14 protein-coding genes are annotated in these 14915 nt (G+C 59.7%); 9 read left to right on the top strand and 5 right to left on the bottom strand.

Annotated features, from left to right (window positions below; translation table 11 throughout):
• Positions 1-93 precede the first annotated feature (93 nt).
• The gene (locus HD598_RS04660) at positions 94-615 is read right to left on the bottom strand and encodes a gamma carbonic anhydrase family protein (RefSeq protein ID WP_071894048.1); all 522 of its coding nucleotides are present in this window, start codon (positions 613-615) and stop codon (positions 94-96) included.
• 174 nt (positions 616-789) lie between these two features.
• Here HD598_RS04660 and glyA point away from each other — a divergent pair, with 174 nt between their 5' ends.
• The 3 genes from glyA (at position 790) to HD598_RS04645 (ending at position 4448) form a co-directional block, all read left to right on the top strand.
• Complete coding sequence (gene glyA / locus HD598_RS04655) at positions 790-2076, top strand: serine hydroxymethyltransferase (RefSeq protein WP_183664163.1); 1287 nt, start codon at positions 790-792, stop codon at positions 2074-2076.
• Positions 2070-2960, top strand: a complete 891-nt coding sequence (locus HD598_RS04650) for a bifunctional methylenetetrahydrofolate dehydrogenase/methenyltetrahydrofolate cyclohydrolase (RefSeq protein WP_071894046.1) — start codon at positions 2070-2072, stop codon at positions 2958-2960. Before glyA ends, HD598_RS04650 begins: the two co-directional genes overlap by 7 nt.
• Before the next feature lie 186 nt (positions 2961-3146).
• The gene (locus HD598_RS04645) at positions 3147-4448 is read left to right on the top strand and encodes a hypothetical protein (RefSeq protein ID WP_183664161.1); all 1302 of its coding nucleotides are present in this window, start codon (positions 3147-3149) and stop codon (positions 4446-4448) included.
• A gap of 131 nt (positions 4449-4579) precedes the next feature.
• Here HD598_RS04645 and HD598_RS04640 read toward each other — a convergent pair whose 3' ends face one another.
• The 3 genes from HD598_RS04640 to HD598_RS04630 all read right to left on the bottom strand — a co-directional run bounded on the left by HD598_RS04640 (position 4580) and on the right by HD598_RS04630 (position 8098).
• Entirely contained in the window at positions 4580-6121 is a 1542-nt protein-coding gene (locus HD598_RS04640; RefSeq protein WP_183664159.1) for a catalase, read from the bottom strand.
• Positions 6111-6635, bottom strand: a complete 525-nt coding sequence (locus tag HD598_RS04635; protein ID WP_183664157.1) for a Fur family transcriptional regulator — start codon at positions 6633-6635, stop codon at positions 6111-6113. The genes HD598_RS04640 and HD598_RS04635 overlap by 11 nt, the downstream gene beginning before the upstream one ends.
• A gap of 122 nt (positions 6636-6757) precedes the next feature.
• A complete protein-coding gene (locus tag HD598_RS04630) occupies positions 6758-8098 on the bottom strand; it encodes an MFS transporter (RefSeq protein ID WP_183664155.1) in 1341 nt (446 codons plus the stop codon).
• Between the two features lie 127 nt (positions 8099-8225).
• Here HD598_RS04630 and HD598_RS04625 point away from each other — a divergent pair, with 127 nt between their 5' ends.
• From HD598_RS04625 to HD598_RS04615, 3 genes are all read left to right on the top strand, one after another.
• On the top strand, positions 8226-9167 hold the full coding sequence (locus HD598_RS04625) for an ABC transporter ATP-binding protein (RefSeq protein ID WP_183664153.1): 942 nt from the start codon (positions 8226-8228) through the stop codon (positions 9165-9167).
• Positions 9168-9234: 67 nt separating this feature from the next.
• Entirely contained in the window at positions 9235-10071 is an 837-nt protein-coding gene (locus HD598_RS04620; protein WP_409366197.1) for an ABC transporter permease, read from the top strand.
• Positions 10068-10910, top strand: a complete 843-nt coding sequence (locus HD598_RS04615; protein ID WP_183664151.1) for an ABC transporter permease — start codon at positions 10068-10070, stop codon at positions 10908-10910. The genes HD598_RS04620 and HD598_RS04615 overlap by 4 nt, the downstream gene beginning before the upstream one ends.
• 37 nt (positions 10911-10947) lie before the next feature.
• On the opposite strand, the gene HD598_RS04610 is transcribed toward HD598_RS04615, so the two are convergent.
• Positions 10948-12156 (bottom strand): MFS transporter, encoded by a 1209-nt coding sequence (locus HD598_RS04610; protein ID WP_183664149.1) that lies wholly within the window; start codon positions 12154-12156, stop codon positions 10948-10950.
• 111 nt (positions 12157-12267) lie between these two features.
• Here HD598_RS04610 and HD598_RS04605 point away from each other — a divergent pair, with 111 nt between their 5' ends.
• The 3 genes from HD598_RS04605 to trpS all read left to right on the top strand — a co-directional run bounded on the left by HD598_RS04605 (position 12268) and on the right by trpS (position 14832).
• A complete protein-coding gene (locus tag HD598_RS04605; protein WP_071894040.1) occupies positions 12268-12831 on the top strand; it encodes a hypothetical protein in 564 nt (187 codons plus the stop codon).
• Between the two features lie 98 nt (positions 12832-12929).
• Positions 12930-13754: an exodeoxyribonuclease III gene (locus HD598_RS04600; protein WP_183666585.1), complete on the top strand. Its 825-nt coding sequence runs from the start codon at positions 12930-12932 to the stop codon at positions 13752-13754.
• 19 nt (positions 13755-13773) lie between these two features.
• On the top strand, positions 13774-14832 hold the full coding sequence (trpS, locus tag HD598_RS04595; RefSeq protein ID WP_183664147.1) for a tryptophan--tRNA ligase: 1059 nt from the start codon (positions 13774-13776) through the stop codon (positions 14830-14832).
• Positions 14833-14915 lie beyond the last annotated feature (83 nt).

The raw sequence follows: 14915 nt of genomic DNA, 5'->3' as shown, positions 1-14915 counted from the left end.
TAGAAGGCGGGCCGCGCGTGAAAGGACGACGACGCAGCTTACGTCCCGTACCCCACGTGCGGTGGGTTGTGGGTGACGCGGGGGACGGGCGACCTAGCTTTCGTTCGCGATCCGGTGCTTGGCGATTAGCTGCAAGTAGACGTCGGCGTTGCGCTTGAGACCGGCGACCTCTTCGTCGGAAAGTTCGCGACGCACCTTGGCGGGAACTCCGGCCACGAGGGAACGCGGAGGAATCCGCATGCCTTCAAGCACCAGGGCGCCGGCGGCCACGAGAGACTCTGTTCCCACCACAGCCCCGTTCATGACGGTGGCGCTCATGCCTACCAAGCAGTTGTCTTCGATGGTGCACCCGTGGATCACGGCGGCGTGACCTACGGAGACGTTGTCTCCAACGGTGCAGGGGTAGTCGGTGTCGGCGTGAAGGACAACGTTGTCCTGAAGGTTGCTGCCCGCGCCAACGCGGATGGGGGCGGAGTCGCCGCGCACGGATACTCCGTAGAAAGCTCCGGAGTTCTCGCCGATTTCCACGTCTCCGGACAACGTTGCCGTAGGAGCAATAAAGGCGGACTCCGCAACAGTGGGGGTGATTCCGTCAATAGTGATGATGTGAGCCATATCTCCCACTGTAATAGGAGCCCACGGAATGAAGAGAGCGGGAGGCGAGCTGCGCCGTCGTACTGCCAAAAATGTTTCGCACCCACGTCAAGCTGTGACACCGAACCTGTGGTGCGGACCTCAACGCCTGTAGGCTGAATTCGACCACTATCTAAAACACCCACAGGAGTTTTCATGTCCAATCAGTCTGTGACGAACCGGTCGCTGGCAGAGGTTGATCCCGAGATCGCGGCAGTCCTCAAAGATGAGCTGGGCCGTCAGCGGGACACGCTGGAAATGATCGCTTCTGAGAACTTTGCGCCCCGCGCCGTTCTCGAAGCTCAGGGTTCCGTCCTGACGAACAAGTACGCCGAGGGTTACCCGGGCAAGCGGTACTACGGCGGTTGCGAGTACGTTGACGTCGCTGAGAACTTGGCAATCGAACGCGTCAAGGCTGTTTTTGGATCCAAGTTCGCAAACGTTCAGCCGCACTCCGGCGCTTCCGCAAACGCCGCCGCACTGGCCGCGATGATCAAGCCAGGCGACAAGATGCTGGGCCTTTCATTGGCACACGGTGGACACCTCACCCACGGTATGAAGTTGAACTTCTCCGGCAAGCTCTACGAAGTGGCCGCGTACGAGGTTGAGCCAGAGACCTTCACCGTGGACATGGACAAGCTGCGCGAGCAGGCCAAGCGCGAAAAGCCACAGGTCATTGTTGCCGGCTGGTCCGCTTACCCACGTCAGCTCGATTTCGAAGCGTTCCGCTCGATCGCTGACGAAGTTGGCGCACTCTTGTGGACGGATATGGCTCACTTCGCTGGCCTCGTTGCAGCAGGCTTGCACCCGAACCCAGTTCCGTTCTCCGATGTGGTGACCTCCACGGTCCACAAGACCCTCGCCGGCCCACGTTCGGGCTTGATCCTTTCCAACGATGAAGCCCTCGCCAAGAAGATCAACTCCAACGTGTTCCCAGGCCAGCAGGGCGGCCCACTCATGCACGCGATCGCCGGTAAGGCTGTGGCGTTCAAGATCGCGGGCTCCCCAGAGTTCAAGGAACGCCAAGAGCGCACCTTGCGCGGCGCGAAGATCCTCGCCGAGCGTCTCACGGCAGCTGACGTCACCGAAGCCGGCGTCTCTGTCCTCACGGGCGGCACGGACGTGCACTTGGTGCTCGTGGACTTGCGCCACTCTGAACTTGATGGAAAGCAAGCTGAAGACTTGCTCCACGAGGTTGGCATCACCGTCAACCGCAACGCCGTTCCATTCGACCCTCGTCCGCCGATGGTCACGTCCGGTTTGCGCATTGGTACCCCGGCTCTCGCTACGCGCGGTTTCGGCGACAACGAATTCACTGAGGTTGCGGATATCATCGCCGTGGCGCTCAAGGAAGGCAAGAATGCCGACCTCGAAGCACTCAAGTCGCGCGTTGTGAAGCTCGCTCAGGAATTCCCGCTCTACGAAGGACTCGAAGAATGGTAGAAACTACCGCCCGTATTCTGGACGGCAAGAAGGCCGCCAAGGAGATTAAGGACGAGCTTCGCGAACGCGTTGCCGCGCTGAAGGCCAAGGGCATCACGCCCGGTCTTGGCACCATCTTGGTGGGCGAGGATCCAGGATCTAAGTGGTACGTGGGCGGTAAGCACAAGGACTGCGCCGAGGTAGGAATTGCCTCCATTCGTGTGGATCTTCCTGAAGAGACCACGCAGGATGAGATCCTCGCGAAGATCAAGGAACTCAACGAGGACCCTAACTGCACCGGTTACATTGTGCAGTTGCCGTTGCCGAAGCACGTTGACCAGGATGTCATCCTCGAAGCCATCGATCCTGACAAGGATGCCGATGGCCTTCACCCGATGAACTTGGGCCGCCTTGTAGCAAACGTTAACAATCCCATGACGTCTCCGCTGCCGTGCACCCCGAAGGGCTGTGTAGAGCTGTTGGCTCGCAATGACATTGACCTCAAGGGCAAGAATGTCCTGGTGGTTGGCCGCGGTGTGACGATTGGTCGCCCGATTGGCTTGTTGTTGACCCGCCGTAGGGTGAATGCCACGGTGACGTTGGCTCACACGGGCACCACGGATCTGGCGGATCACTTGTCCCGCGCGGACGTGGTGATTGCGGCTGCAGGTTCGCCGCACATGATCAAGGCTGACCAGCTTAAGCCAGGTGCAATCGTCCTTGACGTGGGCGTGAGCCGCGTTGACGATGGCAACGGCAAGGCTGTTGTTACCGGTGACGTTGATCCTGCTGCGTACGATGTCGCTTCGTGGATCTCTCCGAACCCCGGCGGTGTTGGCCCGATGACTCGAGCCATGCTGTTGGCGAACGTTGTTGAAGCCGCAGAACGCGCGGCCGAGGTTTAGCGTCAACTCTATGGATGCCCTTTTCACGATTCGAGAGATTCGTGGGAGGGGCATTCTTTTTGCCCATCACCCCGACTCCAATAATTTTCCGCTATAGGTTTACTCTGTTACTCAAGAGTCAATAATGGTAAACAGTTAGTTATATCAATTTTTGATGTGCACGGCAGTACCGCGCTAGGAGGCGTCATGACGCAAGAACAAATCATGTGGCTAGTGATTGCAGTAGTAGTTTTGCTGCTTCTCATCTGGTTGATTTCATCCATCGTGAACAAGAAGAAGAAGGCGCAAGCCGAGCGGGATCGGGTGGAGGCTGCGAGATTGCGCGAAGAAGCCCAAGCTCGCGAGATCGACTTGAAGGAAAAGGAAAATGCGGCTCGCCGCGCTGAACTTGAGGCCAGCGAGGCTGAAGTTCAGGCTGCACGACGTCGCCAGGAAGCTGCTGCTTTGAGCAGCGAAGCTGATGATTCTCGCTCCGAGCTGGCTCAGCTGCAGGAGCAGGCGGACACGCTGGATCCTGACGTTGACACTCCTCGCTCGCGCCGCGAATTGCGTGAGGCACGCAAGTCTGCCGCGGGTACCGAAACTGACGCGGGTGTTGCTGGTGCCGCTGGGGTTGCGGGAGTTGCCGGCGTTGCGGCTGCGAATTCTTCCCAGAACGACGACGCAGCCTACGTCGCTAGCGATGAGCCCGTAGCCGAGGAGTCCACTTCCGGACGCTACGTTTCCGAAACCGTTGAACCGTCTGAGCAGGATCCTTTCGAGGACATCAGCACGGACCGTGACGAGTCTGCTTCTGATTCGTCTGACACGAATCCTTTTGTTGAAGAGGATGATGACTGGACTCGCGAGGTGGAATCCAATAGCTACGCAGCGGATGCTTTCCGTGACGACGACCCAGCGTTGGAGACTCCAGCCGAGGCTGAGTCTCGTGAAGAGGTTTCGAACGACGAAGTTTCGCGCGTCGTAGAACCAACGGAATCCACTGTTGTGGTGGACGAGGCTCCTGAAGACGGTCCTGCGACGGCGACCGCTGACCCGGTTGTAGCGTCGCCTGCGTTTGTTGAAGAGGACGATGACTGGACTCGTGACGTGGAATCGAACAGCTACGCAGCTGATGCTTTCCGCGATGACGACCCAGCGTTGGAGACTCCGGCGGAAGCGTCAGCTACCACCTCATCCCTCGAGACGAACTCGGGTGACGTTGACTCGCCTGTTGAGTCTTACCCTGTTGCTGATGAGACGACGGTTGTTGACGATGAAGACCGCGTGATTGGTCGCTACCGCTTTGACGATGCTGACGGCAATGGCATCGATGATGAGTGGGACGATGCCGCTGGCGAAAACCCTGATCAGCCGCGCACGCTGGGCGAACAGCTCGTCGCTGAAGCGGAAGAAGAGCGCACGGTGCTGGAAGAGCACGGCATTGATCCTGATGCTGAGAATGCTCGCGAGCAGCTTCGTCGTGACGAGGAAGGCCGCACCAGCTAGCCAGTAAGCCAGTTAACTAAAGGCTCGGCAACGTTGCGGCAGGAAGCCTCCAAGCCCTAACGAAGAAGGTCCCGTTCCCACAGATGTGGGAACGGGACCTTCTCTTTGATCTAGAGAACTAGACCTTCAGACTAGGCGCCTGCACCGTCAACGGTAGCGTTGCCTTCAGCCTTTGGGTTGTCTGGATCTCCGCCAACAACCGAGTCGCCGCCCTTGGCAAGTGCTTCGGCCTGGATGCGAGCGCCGAGGTCGGCGTCGATGTTCTTCCAGTACTCGAAAGCCTTGGACTGAACAGGCTCTTCAACGGTGGAGAGAGCGCCACCGACGGTCTCAACAACGCCGGCACGGATCTCGTCGGTCCACACCTCGCGAACCAACGTGCCTGCCTGGCCGAAGTCGTCGTCTTCAGCGTGCAACTCGTAGGAGGAACGGACCAGCTCGCCGTCGTTCTCCCAGCCGTTGTCTACAGGGCCGGTCTCGTCGCTCCAGGAGTCACCGAAGGAGTTCGGTGCGTAGACCCGTCGGTCACCCGTGTGCTCGTACCACATGTTGCCTTCGAAGTTGTAGGTGTGAACTTCGTTGATTGGGCGGTTCACTGGCAACTGCTGGAAGTTGGTGCCAATGCGGTAACGCTGAGCGTCGGCGTAAGCGAAGTTACGGCCCAAGAGCATCTTGTCTGGGGAGTTGCCCGTGCCTGGAACCATGTTCGCTGGTGAGAATGCAGCCTGCTCAATCTGAGCGAAGAAGTTCTGCGGGTTCTCGTTCAGGGTGAGCGTTCCAACCTTGATACGTGGGTAGTCCTTCTTGGACCAGATTTTGGTCAAGTCGAACGGGTTGAAGCGGTAGGTCTTGGCATCCTCGTACGGCATGATCTGAACGTGGAGATCCCACTTCGGGAAGTCACCGTTCTTGATGGCGTTGAAGAGGTCGCGGCGGTGGTGTTCGGCGTCAGCGCCGGCGAACTTCTCGGCCTCTTCGTTGGTGAGGTCTGCCTGACCCTGCTGGGAAATGAAGTGGTACTTCACCCAGAACTTCTCGCCAGCTTCGTTGACCCACATGTAGGTGTGCGAGCCGTAGCCGTTCATTTCACGCCAGGTCTTTGGCAAACCGCGGTTACCCATGAGATAGGTGACCTGGTGTGCAGACTCGGGGTTCTGCGTCCAGAAGTCCCACTGCATCGTGTTGTCGCGCAAGCCGGAATCTGGCAAACGCTTCTGGGAGCGGATGAAGTGTGGGAACTTCATAGGGTCGCGGACGAAGAACACCGGGGTGTTGTTGCCCACGAGGTCGAAGTTGCCTTCGGTGGTGTAGAACTTCAAGGCGAAGCCGCGAACGTCGCGCCACGTGTCAGGGGAGCCAAGCTCGCCAGCAACGGTGGAGAAACGAAGGAGCGTGCGGGTGGATACGCCTGGCTGGAAAAGAGCAGCCTTGGTGTACTTCGAAACGTCTTCGGTGGTTTCGAAGACACCGAATGCACCGGATCCCTTTGCGTGCGGACGACGCTCTGGAACGTTCATGCGGTTGAAGTGTGCAAGAGTCTCCACCAAGTGGTGGTCGTGCAAGACGATTGGTCCGTTAGCTCCGACGGTCAGCGAGTTGCGGTCGCTGACGGCTGGGATTCCAGCCTGAGTCGTTGAGCCCGTGGCATGTCCGGCAGTGTTCTCAGTAGTCATCACTGTCTCCTTCATGTTGGGGTTTTTCTGAGTGGGTGTTGTTGCCCCGAGCCGCACATTCAGCGCAAATTCCTCGGAACAAGACGTCGGCCACCAAGATGTTCATCTTGAGACCGTCCGGCGGAGTGAGGCATGGAGCGTGGCCAACGGCGCACGCGACGTCCTCAACGCGTCCACACGAAATGCAGACGGCGTGATGGTGATTGTCGGCTATTTCGGTTTCAAAGCGAGCGGGATGCCCGGGGAGATCTATCCGCCGCAAAAGACCGGAATCCACGAGATCGTTGAGCACCACGTAAGCGGATTGCAACGAAAACTGGGGAAGCTCGGTCAGGGTTTCGCGGTGAATTTCTTCCGCGGTGGCGTGAGGATGCCGACGGGCAGCCTCCAGCACGCATAACCGCTGCTTTGTGACGCGTCGACCCACGTGGCGTAGGGGTTGAGCCCAATCCACGTGCTCCGCAGACTCACCCGCGAGGGGCGATGTCTGAGCAGATTGGTTGACGTAGGTCATATCCCCATACTGCCATATTCTGAATCATTCAGGATAGGAAGGGTTACCTCTCGGAGTAATTTCCCAGCTAATAGTCGAAAAGTTACGACGACTAGGCGAAATGGGGCCCGAGGTGGCTCCCTCTAACCGCGCCGCTGCTTTTCAATTCCGCTGATCACCAAGAACACGGAAGTCATCACAATCGCAGCACCGGGTCCTAGGGGAGCGGCGAAAACACCGGCGAGCAGTGGCAAGGCAACTTGGCCTAGGCGGTTGCCCATGAGCCGCACCGCGAGGGCGGAACCGCGCCACGAAGCTGGCACCGAGGTGGAAATCTCCGTCATGGTGAGCGGTTGTCCCATTCCCAAGAAGATTCCGCCAGTCAGCATGAAAAGGCCGCTGAGCAAGAGCGTGAGTTCTCCGCCTTGAGCCGGTGGGAACGCCGCCAAAAGTAGGGGCGGAATCGCAAGGGAGAAACCGGCGCCGTAGAGGGACCACAGCAGTAGGGTGCTGCGTGCGAAGTGCGCTGAAAGCCACGGCAACAAGACGCGCGACACAATGGACGCGGAGCCGCGCAGCGCCAACAACAGGCCCACGGCCGCAGGGCTAATGCCCGCTTCTTCACCAAGTAACGGCAAGAACGCGGTCAGAATATCCAGCATCCCCAAGAGCGCTAGGGACGCAAACATGTGGGACATGACTCCGCGCGTGCGCAGGATCCGCAAAATCGTTGGCTTCTCGGGAGCAGCTTGGGGCGCCGCGTTCGCGTTATCCGGAGCCTGCGCGCTCGCAGCATCGCGAGTCTCGCTCGATTCGCTAGTGTCGCCGGAGGTGAGGGAGTCGCGGGAGCCGAGCTGCGTCGTCGTACTGTGCCTTGTCTTTGAATCGCGCCGCGAAACGAACAGCGGTGCCGCGGCCAGCGTCATCGCGAAACCGACCCATAGGGCAACGTTGACGTCGTGGAGTCGGGCTGAGGTGCTCACCAGTTCTGATCCCAGGATGGCGCCGGCGATCAGCGGGCCAATCATCTGGCCGACGGAGAATGCCGCCGTGAACCAGCCGAACCCGCGATCCATCTCCGCCGGTGTGGAGCGGCGAGCGATTTCGGCTTGCCCGGCGATCGTAAAGAGCAAATGCCCCAAGCCGAGGACTGCGGACCCGATCGCAATGACCACAAAGCTCGATCCAAGGGCGAGAGCCGCCGTGCCCGCCGCGAGGACCACCGCTCCGAGTGCCACCATGGGGCGAAGGTTGGGGATGCGATCGGACATGCGTCCCAGCCAGACGGCTGTGGCCAGCGGAACGAGCGCGTAGAACGCGGTGACCGCGCCCACGAGGAACGAATCGGCGCCGAGCGCCACGAGTTTGTACGTGGTGACGGGGCGGATGAGGTTGAGTCCGCCTTGCGTGAGAATCGCGGCAGCGATGAGCAAGTACAGCCAACGGCGCGACTCGCGCGCTGCGGTGGTGGTTCGTGCGCTCATGCGTATCTCTCTTCCGTTGCCACTATCAAAGGTAGAGGACGACGACGCCGCTGCCGCAATTTTGCGAAGACACGCTGTCATTTCCGATTGACTTGTGCCAATCGGTTGATCGTTCTAGTCTCTAGGAGTGTCATCCATCACATCGCGTCCCACCGTCATCTCCGCTTCCCACCTTCAGAAGCGCTACGGGGACTTCAACGCCGTCAAGGACATCTCCTTCGATGTGCCCGCGGGGGAGTCCTTCGGATTGCTCGGCCCCAACGGTGCCGGCAAGTCCACCACCATGCGCATGATCGGCGGTGTCTCGCAACGCAGCGGCGGCAACCTGACCATCATGGGCTTAGACCCCGAAGAACACGGGCCGGAAGTGCGCGCCCACCTGGGCGTGGTGCCGCAACAGGACAACCTGGATGAGGAAATCACCGTCCGGGACAACCTGATCATGTACGGGCGCTACTTCGGGCTCACGCGCAGCTACTTGAAGCCCAAGTCCGAGGAGCTGCTCGAGTTTGCGCAACTCGCGGATAAGGCGGACAACCGCGTGAGTGCACTGTCCGGCGGCATGAAGCGACGCTTGACCATTGCACGGTCGCTCGTGAATGACCCCAAAATTCTGTTGCTCGATGAACCCACTACGGGCTTGGATCCGCAAGCGCGGCACATCCTGTGGGACCGCCTGTTCCGCCTCAAAGAGCGCGGTGTGACGCTGATTCTGACCACGCACTACATGGACGAGGCCGAGCAGCTGTGTGATCGCCTCATTGTGGTGGATAAGGGCGAGATTATGGCCGAGGGTTCGCCCTCACAGTTGATCCGCGAGTATTCCACGCGCGAAGTGCTTGAGTTGCGCTTCGGCACGGACCGGAACGCCACCGTGGGGCAAGAGCTACAGGGGATTGGCGATCGCCTTGAAACGTTGCCGGACCGCGTGCTGATCTATGCGGATAACGGTGAAGCGGCGCTCGAGCAAGTGACCGGCCGTGGCCTGAATCCCATCACCTCCTTGGTGCGCCGGTCCTCGCTGGAGGATGTGTTCTTGCGCTTGACGGGACGGTCCCTCGTTGACTGATCACGCCCCTGACCCGAAGGTCACTGACACAAGTTTGAGAATTGATCGCAGCGGCACGGACGCCGCGGTGAAGCTGTTCAACTCCACGCTCAAAGCGCACTCGCCCGAGGTTTCGGCGACGAAGGCCAAGAAGTTCGGCACGCTCTATGTGGCCGAGGGGCACATGCTCGCGATGCGCCGCTACATCGACGTGATCATCGCGTATTCGGTGGGCAACCCGCTCATGTACTTGTTTGCGATGGGGGTTGGCCTTGCCAGCCTCGTGGATGCGAACAGCGCCGGAGCGTTCGGCGTCTCCTACATGACGTTCATTGCGCCAGCACTGTTGGTGTCCGCGGCTGTCATGACGGCTGCCGGCGAGTTCACGTACGTGATCATGGACGGCTTCAAATGGCGCCGGACCTTCTATGGCCCGCTCGCCACCGCCATCACGCCCTACCAAATCAGTCAGGGCTTGCAGCTCGCGGTGACGGGACGAATTCTTGCCCAGTCCATCGTGTACTTGCTCATTGTCATCGCATTCGGCGCTACCGCCAGCCCGTGGGTATGGCTCTCCGTGCTGGTAGCAACGCTCGCCGGTACGGCGTTCGGTTTCCCGCTCATGGCCTACGCGGCCTCGCTTGAAGAGGAACGCGGCCAGTTCCAGCTGGTCAACCGCTTCATTGTGATGCCACTGTTCCTGTTTTCCGGGACGTTCTTCCCATTGACGTCTTTGCCGTGGTTCTTGCAGTGGATCGGCTGGATTTCACCTATCTGGCACGGCACGGAGCTCTCGCGCGTGCTCAGCTACGGCTACGACGAACCGCTCTGGCTCTCCGCCGTTCACGTCATGTACCTGGTGGCGCTCACTATCTTGGGCTGGCACTTCTCCCGCCGCATCTTCGCAAGGAGGCTTGAAGGATGAGTACGTCAGCTCCTTATGTGCAGGACAAGGACCTTGTCCTCACCGGTAGCAAGCGCGCTTTCGCAGCGCTGTATGGCCGGAACGCGAAGTCCGTCATCGAGCGCGGCCTCCTAGCCACAAAGACAAGCAACGCGTCCATCATGGTCTCCGGCTTTGTGGAGCCGGTCCTGTATTTGCTGTCCATGGGCATTGGCCTGGGCTCGATTGTGGGAACCGTAACCGGTCCGGGCGGCACCCCAATGAGCTACGCGGCGTACATCGCGCCCGCGCTCTTGGCGGTCTCTGCCATGAACGGCGCCATCTACGACTCCACCATGAACGTCTTCTTCAAGATGAACTTCGCGAAGCTGTACCAAAACATGCTGTACACCTCGCTGGGGCCACTGGACGTCGCGATTGGCGAGATTTTCCTTGCGCTGCTACGCGGGTTTATGTACGCCACGGGATTCACGATCATCATGTGGTTTATGGGCTTGATTGCTCATCCGGCGGGCTTGCTTATGGTTCCCGCGGCCGTGCTGATTGCGTTCGGTTTCGCGTCCATCGGCATGGGCATTACCAGTTACCTCAAGAAGTTCCAGCAGCTGGATTGGATCAACTTTGTGATGCTGCCGATGTTCTTGTTCTCGGCGACGTTCTACCCGTTGAGCGTGTACCCGGAGTCGGTGCAGTGGTTCATTCAGGCGATGCCGCTGTGGCACGGTGTGGAGCTCATGCGCCAGCTGTCGATCGGCTACTTCACGCCGTCCATGCTGGTTCACGTGGGCTACTTCGTGGTCATGATCCTGGCGGGGGTCACGCTGACCACTAACCGCTTGCGGGCTCTGTTCTTGAAATAGCAATTTCCCGTACGACGACGCAGCTCGCTTCCCGCTTTTAGCCGCGGGCTGGTTGCCGCTTGCGCGCAAAGACGGCCACGTACACCGCGGTCAGTGCCAGCACGAAGAGCGAGACGATTCCGAACGTGGCGGACGGTGAGGTCGCTGCGACGATCGCTCCCGCGATGACCGGACCGGTTCCCATGCCCGCGTCGATGCCTAAGAAGAAGGTGCTTACCGCGAAGCCGATGCGGTGACGTTCCGCTTGTTTGATGGCGAGGGTTTGACCTGCTGAGAGCAGATTTCCTTGGCCTAGGCCCACGAGCGCTGCCGCGATTAATACAGTGGCCACGTTCTGCGCCATGGAGAGCGTGAAGAGTCCAGCGGCGAAAACAACGAAGGCTGGGATCAGGACAATGTTGAATCCTTTGCGATCCATGAGGCGGCCCGTGAATTGCCGGGACGCGATGGTCACCACTGCGTACACCAAGAAGAACCAAGAAACACCCGTTCCAAGGTCGCGTTCGTTCGCGAGACCGTTCAGGTACGTGACGATGGTCGCGTAGCCCAGCGTCCAGGCGGCACCAATAATCGAGATGGGGATGGCTGCTGGCTCCACAAAGCGAGAGATCCAGTTGCCTTTCGGAGAGTCGTCGGATGGTGCTGCTGGCTGTGCCGCGATGGGGGAGCCGGCCAGCTTTAGAAGTGCTATGACCACCGAACCCAAGACTGCGACCATGACGGCAGCCCAAGAAACCGCCTCAAAACCAAAAGTGCGGAACAGCGGCAATCCAACGAGGGGACCGGCCGCAACACCGATTACCGTGGAACTCGCGAACCAGCTGGTTCCTTCAGCCATGCGCATCGCGGGCACACGGTGAAGTGCGAGGGACGCGGTCACGCTCGAACCAATCCCGAATACCACGCCATGCGTGAATCGTTCAACGAGCAACACTTCAAAAGTTCCTGTCATGCGGTACAGGATGGGGAAGACGGCAAAGAGAGCGAACATGCCAAGCGCTAATCCGAGCATCGAAAATCGTGACATTGCCGGTCCAGCGAAGAGACGAGCGATCAGCGCGCCAATGATGAAGAGCCCTGACGCCGCTCCGCCTTGAGCGTCACCCACTGCAAAACGTTGGATTGAATAGGCCGCAACTGTGGACAAGAAAAGATGGACCGTGAAGAACACCAAGGCGTTACCGCTGCAGGCCAAGAGGAACCCGCGCGTCCACAACGGCTCCCTATGGGCAGAGGTACTCATCATGCATTCACGATAAATGACAATTGAACTGTGAAGCGGAATACAACCTGCGCTCGCGGCGAACGTGACACAAGACGTCATGGATGAAGGGGTTGTTCTGGAAGAATAGAAGGTATGCAAAGCTTGGGAAATTCTTCGACGAACGCGTCGGGTCAACGAAAGATCACGGTTGGCGCGAGCACCATCTCACTCGCGGTCATGATGACCATTTTCCTGGTGGCCGTGGTTTTCGCCGCCAACCAGAACGATGTCATCGGTTGGCTAGTTGTCATCATTTCCCTCGGCTGGCTCTTGCTGTCCCTCTTCTTGGTGCTCGGCCTGCGCCGCGGAGCCAAGAAGGTCAACGAAACCATTCAGCGCACCACCGCTGACATGGCGCCCCGCGCTCAAACGGCCCCTTCGCAGACCACGGTCTACGCCGAGGCTGACCGCACGCGCGATCTCAAGCTGGACCACTCGTTCAAAATTGTTCAGGTCCAGGCTGGCGTCATTAAGCAGTACCTCGACGGCGGAACCACGGAATCCCGCGAAATGGTTGATCGTGCCATCGAGACCATCGAAATCACCGCATCCAATGCCCGTGACATGATGAAGAGCTCCGGTTCGGCACCGTCGGGTCGTGGTTCGGCCCAGTCCAACGGTGGATCTGAGCCGCTCTCGGGCGACATCATCAGCTAACGAAAGGCGCGAGTGTGACTACCTCAGCACATGAACCCGCAAGCGAGGCAACTGCGGAAGCTCCGTCGTCGTCCTCAGTAGAAACCGCCGCACCCGTGGTGAGCTATGAAGCGAAGGCTCCGGGCGCGCTGCGTATTGCCTCCGTGAATGTGAACGGTATCCGTGCCGCGTACCGCAAGGGCATGCCCGAGTGGCTCGCCGCGCGCGACGTGGACATCTTGGCGCTGCAAGAGGTGCGCGCCCCTGACGCGATTTTCCACGAGCTGCTGGGCGACGACTGGCACATTCTGCACGCTGAAGCCGAAGCGAAAGGCCGCGCAGGTGTGGCGATTGCCAGCCGCAAAGCGCCGGTAGCGACGCGCGATCACATCGGCGATGACTACTTTGTGACCTCCGGTCGCTGGGTTGAAGCCGACTTCGAACTGCCCAACGGCGAGACCATCACCGTGGTGAGCGCCTACGTGCACTCCGGTGAAGTGGACACCCCCAAGCAGGTTGATAAGTACCGCTTCCTCGACGTCATGGTGGACCGACTGCCCGCACTCAAGCAGGCCGCGGATCACGTGCTGATCATGGGTGACCTCAATGTGGGCCACACGCAGCGCGACATCAAGAACTGGAAAGCCAACCAGAAGAAGGCCGGGTTCTTGCCGGAAGAGCGTGCGTACTTTGACCGTTTCTTCGGGGAAGAGATCGGGTACATGGATGTGCACCGCTCGCTCGCCGGAGACGTCGATGGCCCGTACACCTGGTGGTCCCAGCGCGGAAAAGCGTTTGATACGGACGCTGGCTGGCGCATCGACTACCACATGGCAACTCCTGCCTGGGCCGCAAAAGCCACGAGCGCCGTGGTTGACCGCGCCCCATCCTGGGACACCCGATGGTCCGATCACGCTCCGCTCGTGATCGATTACCAACTCTAAAAAGGATTTTCTGAATCTCATGGCAGATGTAACTTCGAAGACAAAAAACCTGCCCGGCGTGAGCGCTTCTGATCGCATGCGCGTGCTCTCCGGCATGCAGCCCTCCGCCGAGTCACTGCACTTGGGTAACTACCTTGGCGCGCTCGTGAACTGGGTGCGCGAGCAGGACGAATACGACGCATTCTTCTTCATCCCTGACATGCACGCCATCACCGTGCCCCAGGATCCGGCCGAGCTTCGCGAACGCACCCGCAAGACCGCCGCGCAGTACATCGCCGGTGGTATTGATCCGGAGAAGTCCACGTTGTTCGTGCAGTCTCACGTGCCCGAACATGCGCAGCTTGCGTGGGTCATGATGTGCCTGACTGGCTTTGGCGAGGCTAGCCGCATGACGCAGTTCAAGGACAAGTCCGCGAAGCAAGGCGCCGATAACGCCGGCGTTGGCCTGTTCACCTACCCGATGCTCATGGCTGCAGACATCCTGTTGTACCAGCCCAAGGGTGTGCCCGTGGGGGATGACCAGCGTCAGCACGTGGAGCTCGCTCGCGATCTTGCGCAGCGCTTCAACTCACGCTTCGGCGAGACGTTCGTGGTGCCCGAAGCCTTCATTCAGAAGGGCGGCGCGCGCATCTACGATCTGCAGGATCCAACGTCCAAGATGTCCAAGTCCGCGTCTTCACCGAATGGTCTGATCAACATCCTCGATGACCCGAAGGTGATCGCCAAGCGCATCAAGTCTGCCGTGACGGATGATGACACCGTGGTGGCGCATGACCGTGCCTCCAAGCCCGGCGTCACCAACCTCTTGGAAATCCTCTCGGCAGTTACGAACACTCCAGTGGACACTCTCGTGGCGTCCTACGAAGGCAAGATGTATGGCCACTTGAAGGTGGACGTGGCTGAAGCCGTGGTGGCTGCTGTTTCGCCGATCCGCGAGCGTACGGAACAGCTTTTGGCTGATCCTGCCGAGCTGGACCGCTTGCTGGCGCGCGGCGCTGAGAAGGCCCGCGAAGTTTCGCAGCCCGTTCTGGACGCTGTCTACGAGCGCGTTGGCTTCTTGCCGCCGTTCAAGGGCTAATTGCGTCGTCTCTAATTTGTAAGACGCCAAAGGCGCCGGTTCGCAAACCAAAGTTTGGTTGCGGGCCGGCGCCTTTGCTGTGC

It is taken from the genome of Neomicrococcus aestuarii (assembly GCF_014201135.1).
Classification (GTDB): Bacteria; Actinomycetota; Actinomycetes; order Actinomycetales; family Micrococcaceae; genus Neomicrococcus; species Neomicrococcus aestuarii.
This window is presented reverse-complemented; position numbering and strand designations above follow the sequence as displayed.